General features: G+C 56.0%; 5 protein-coding genes and 1 pseudogene. 2 read left to right on the top strand and 4 right to left on the bottom strand.

From position 1 onward, the window contains the following. Positions 1 to 17: 17 nt before the first annotated feature. Both H7U20_RS29990 and H7U20_RS29985 read right to left on the bottom strand, forming a co-directional pair. Positions 18 to 482, bottom strand: coding sequence for a hypothetical protein (locus H7U20_RS29990; RefSeq protein ID WP_199762794.1), 465 nt, complete (start codon positions 480 to 482; stop codon positions 18 to 20). Positions 483 to 773: 291 nt separating this feature from the next. Beyond that, on the bottom strand, positions 774 to 1547 hold the full coding sequence (locus tag H7U20_RS29985; protein ID WP_199762793.1) for a ferredoxin--NADP reductase: 774 nt from the start codon (positions 1545 to 1547) through the stop codon (positions 774 to 776). Positions 1548 to 1951: 404 nt separating this feature from the next. Between H7U20_RS29985 and H7U20_RS29980 the strand changes: the two are divergent. Continuing rightward, a pseudogene (locus H7U20_RS29980) lies at positions 1952 to 2920 on the top strand (IS481 family transposase); the annotation flags it as partial. After that, positions 2915 to 3208, top strand: coding sequence for a transposase (locus H7U20_RS30615; protein WP_255522901.1), 294 nt, complete (start codon positions 2915 to 2917; stop codon positions 3206 to 3208). The pseudogene H7U20_RS29980 and the gene H7U20_RS30615, both read left to right, overlap by 6 nt. A 230-nt stretch (positions 3209 to 3438) precedes the next feature. Here H7U20_RS30615 and H7U20_RS29975 read toward each other — a convergent pair whose 3' ends face one another. Next, positions 3439 to 3732: an antitoxin Xre/MbcA/ParS toxin-binding domain-containing protein gene (locus H7U20_RS29975; protein WP_199762791.1), complete on the bottom strand. Its 294-nt coding sequence runs from the start codon at positions 3730 to 3732 to the stop codon at positions 3439 to 3441. Continuing rightward, on the bottom strand, positions 3729 to 3910 hold a 182-nt coding region (locus H7U20_RS29970), incomplete at its 5' end, for an RES family NAD+ phosphorylase (RefSeq protein ID WP_199762790.1). The genes H7U20_RS29970 and H7U20_RS29975, both read right to left, overlap by 4 nt.

Here is a 3910-nt window from a genome sequence, read left to right as displayed (position 1 = left end):
ACGATCTGGCAGGGCATTCAGGATGTGCGCGTGGCTGCGCTCACGATTAAGGCGCTACGCGACGAAGCTGGGTGACTTGTGTATAAACCTATGACGATAGGGGCGCCAAAATAGTAATCGCCGGCTTCAATCAACAGCTCCTGATTGTTTTTCACCACAGCCAAGGCGGCGTTGATTGCCGCCGAATTATTCACTGTTGCGCCCTCTTTCAGGCCGAACCATTTTGCATTCAGGGCACCGCTATACAAACGCTTGTAACGACGTCCGGCGCTGTTGACGATCACGGTGCCGCCGTTGTGCGCGCTCAGACTATCGGCGGCGTCATAAAAGAACAAGCCCTCTTTTCCGGGATTGGAAACCAGCACGGTGTCGGCCGTGCCGGCTCCGGCTTGCAAGGCCTCGGCGGTGATCAAACTTTGGGCACTCGCAGTGGTCGACAACATCACACCGGCGAACATCAGCACAATCAAATTTTTCCCCATTACAGCCCCTTGTTTATGCACATTGGTTAATAAAAAATCGGCGTATGACTAATCGATCGAGAAATCGATCAATTTCAAAATATCATGATGGCTTGATATTTGTCAATATATAAACTTTTGTATTATTGCAAGTGCGTGAGACTGATCAATTGCTGCGAAAAACAGAGCGTGGGCAGACGCGCGGCAACCGCTTGCTGCTTGGTAACTGAGGGGGGATGGATGGCGAACGCCGGTGGGGAAGAACAGACCCGGCGGCGCGCGGCCGCCGGGCTGGGATGCTGCGGAAAGGAATTACTTCTCGGCGAAGGCGCGTTCGATGACGAAGTCGCCGGGGGTCGAGGTGTTGCCTTCCTTGAAGCCGCGCGCTTCGAACATTTCTTTCAGTTCTTTCAGCATCGCGGCGCTGCCGCAAATCATCATGCGGTCGACGGCCGGGTCCAGCGGCGGCACGCCGAGGTCCTCGAACAGCTTGCCGCTGGCCATCAGATCGGTGACGCGGCCGGTGTTGCGGTAGGCTTCGCGGGTCACGGTCGGGTAGTAGCGCAGCTTGCTGGTGACCATGTCGCCGAGGAACTCGTGGTTCGGCAAATGCTCGACCAGCAGGTCGTGGTAGGCCAGCTCGTCGACTTGACGCACGCCGTGGACCAGGATGATCTGGTCGAACTTTTCATACACGTCCGGGTCGCGCACGATGCTCATGAACGGCGCCAGGCCGGTGCCGGTCGACAGCAGATACAGGCGCTTACCCGGCAGCAGGTAGTCGGCCACCAGGGTGCCGGTCGGCTTGCGGCCGACGATGACGGTGTCGCCCACCTTGATGTGTTGCAGACGCGAGGTCAGCGGACCTTCCGGCACTTTGATGCTCAGAAACTCCAAATGGTCTTCGTAGTTGGCGCTGACAATGCTGTAGGCGCGCAACAGCGGCTTGCCTTCGACACGCAGGCCGATCATCGTAAAGTGGCCGTTGGAGAACCGCAACGCCGGATCGCGCGTGGTGGTGAAAGAGAACAAACGGTCGGTCCAGTGGTGAACGCTTAAGACGCGTTCCTCATTCATATTACTCACGGTGTGGTCGTCATAAGAATTTTAGAAGGCGTAAGCATACCAGACCTGCCGTCCGCAGCATAGCCGGCACGGGGCAAACCATGCGCTGGCAAGGGTTTTACGGGGATAAGGGCACGCCGAAGTCGCACTTATTCTTCACCGGGATTTAACTTCTTGAGCTCGATCAAGAACGCCGTGCCGGCTTCGACAGCTGCGCGCCGATGCCGATCCCGATCCAGTTCTGCTTCCCGGGGATCAGCAAATCGGTTGTCAGGCTGCCGGCCAGCCCGGCCAAGCCGCCACGGACGAAGCCCATGCCGAATTGCTCGGTTGCACCGTCGCGCGCCCAGCCGCCCCCGAAATCGCCCTCCCCCACGCCCGACTGCACCCCGGCGCTCACCGCCGCCCTCGCCACGCCGGCCCAGCTGAAGGTCATTCATCCGCAAGCCCGCACCACCCCGAAAATTCGCCAAGAAATCAAGGACTCCGGGCTTTCCGACCGCGAGGCGGCCAAGGTGTTCAACATCACACGCGCCACGGCCGCCAAGTGGCTCAAGCGTGACGATGTCCAAGACCGATCCCATCGCGCCCACACCTTGCATACGACCTTGAGCACTGGCCAGGAAGCCATTGTGCTGTCGCTACGCCAAACGCTGTATCTGCCACTCGACGACCTACTTTACATCACCCAGCAATACATCAATGCCGACGTGTCGCGCTCTGGCCTAGCACGCTTGCTCAAGCGCGAAGGTATGGCCCGACTGGAAGATGTCATCCCCAAAGCGGAAGGGGACGTGATCCAGGCCAAGAAGACCTTCAAAGACTACGAGCCGGGCTTTGTCCACATCGACATCAAATACCTGCCCCATATGCCCGACGAGACGTCACGCCGTTATTTGTTCGTGGCGATTGATCGCGCCACACGCTGGGTCTTCCTGCACATTTATCATGACATGAGCGACACCAGCAGCATCGATTTCCTGCGCCGCCTCAAGGACGCTTCGCCCATCAAAATCAGCAAGATCCTGACCGACAATGGCTCGCAGTTCACGGATCGCTTCACGAGCAAAGAGAAGAAACCCAGCGGCCTACATGTGTTCGACAAAGTCTGTGCCGGCATGGGCATCGAACATCGCTTGGCGCCGCCCCGTCATCCACAAACCAATGGCATGGTCGAGCGCTTCAATGGTCGCATCAATGAGCTTTTGCAGCAAACCCGCTTCGACAGCCAAGCCGACTTGGAGAAGACGCTGCACAACTACCTCAAGCTGTACAACCACCACATACCACAGCGCGCTATCGGCTCAAAAACACCGATCCAGGCCCTCAAAGAATGGCAACGTCAGAAGCCCGATCTATTTGTGAAACGCGTTTATGAACAGACGGGACTGGACACCTATTCGCGTCCCGCCAGGCCTTGGGAGAACGGCTACATTGAACGCTTGTTCGGCACGTTCAAAATGCACCTGCGCGGCCACATGATAAGGGACGAGCTGCATCTTGCTCGATCGCTGCCGAGCTTTCAATTTTGGTACAACGTCGTTCGTTCGCATCAGCATCTTGGCGGACGTACGCCTCATCAAGTCTGGTGTGGTGTTGATCCGTTCAAGGCGGGGCCAAGATCGGTGCGCGCGTTTTGCGCGTGGGACGGACGGCTTAAGGCCGTGGTGTTGCGCCATTAGCCACCGCCGGGAATGCTCGAATTGTTAAAGATCGGACGGACATTGACGGTGTCCGTGGGAACGCTCGTGCTGGGTTGGCACAGTTGCTTGATTTTTTTGCGACACGTTCCTGATTTACTGCTTTATTGCCAAGGTTTCTTTTGAAAACCGCGCGAATTTTATCAAAAATTGCGTCCGCGTGGGCTTAAAAATCATCTGTCCGTAGTGCGGACGGGACACTGAAAAAATTATTAGCGCGGCATCCGCATCAGTAGTGATCTTATGATCTGCATTCCTGAGGGGCTACTTCTCAAGACATCAATAGGTACATGCGTATCTAATGCACCGCAAGGATTGTTAAACCAATCGACTGCGTGTACACCAAGTGACGCCGTCAATACGATGGCAACCTCCTCGTCGCCCAATCTAGAGGTGTACAAATCTTTTTCTTGCCATAAGCCCCAAGCTGGGCGAAAAACCTCAACAAATCGTTGCCATGCGTCGTCACCTGGATACTCATCTCTCAGTACATCTATTGCGCTCATTTGTTTTCCTTTGGAAAAATAATCAAATTGCTTCCAGCTAAATTTCGTGCGGATGGCGCCAGAATCCCGTCATAGCCGCTACTTCGTAAGCGATCCATGAACCACAATCTTGTGGCCTGGCCCTGATTTCGCCATGCTTGCCCTTTCAATTTAAACGGGAGCAAGCATGGACGGCGAT

Source organism: Rugamonas violacea, from assembly GCF_016461825.1.
GTDB lineage: Bacteria > Pseudomonadota > Gammaproteobacteria > Burkholderiales > Burkholderiaceae_D > Rugamonas.
The sequence above is the reverse complement of the archived record's forward strand: the minus strand, read 5'-3'. Positions and strand labels throughout refer to the sequence as shown.

Coding starts and splice junctions, on each gene's coding strand:
- H7U20_RS29990 (WP_199762794.1), bottom strand. CDS start 482: ATGGGGAAAAATTTGATTGTGCTGATGTTCGCCGGTGTGATGTTGTCG.
- H7U20_RS29975 (WP_199762791.1), bottom strand. CDS start 3,732: ATGAGCGCAATAGATGTACTGAGAGATGAGTATCCAGGTGACGACGCA.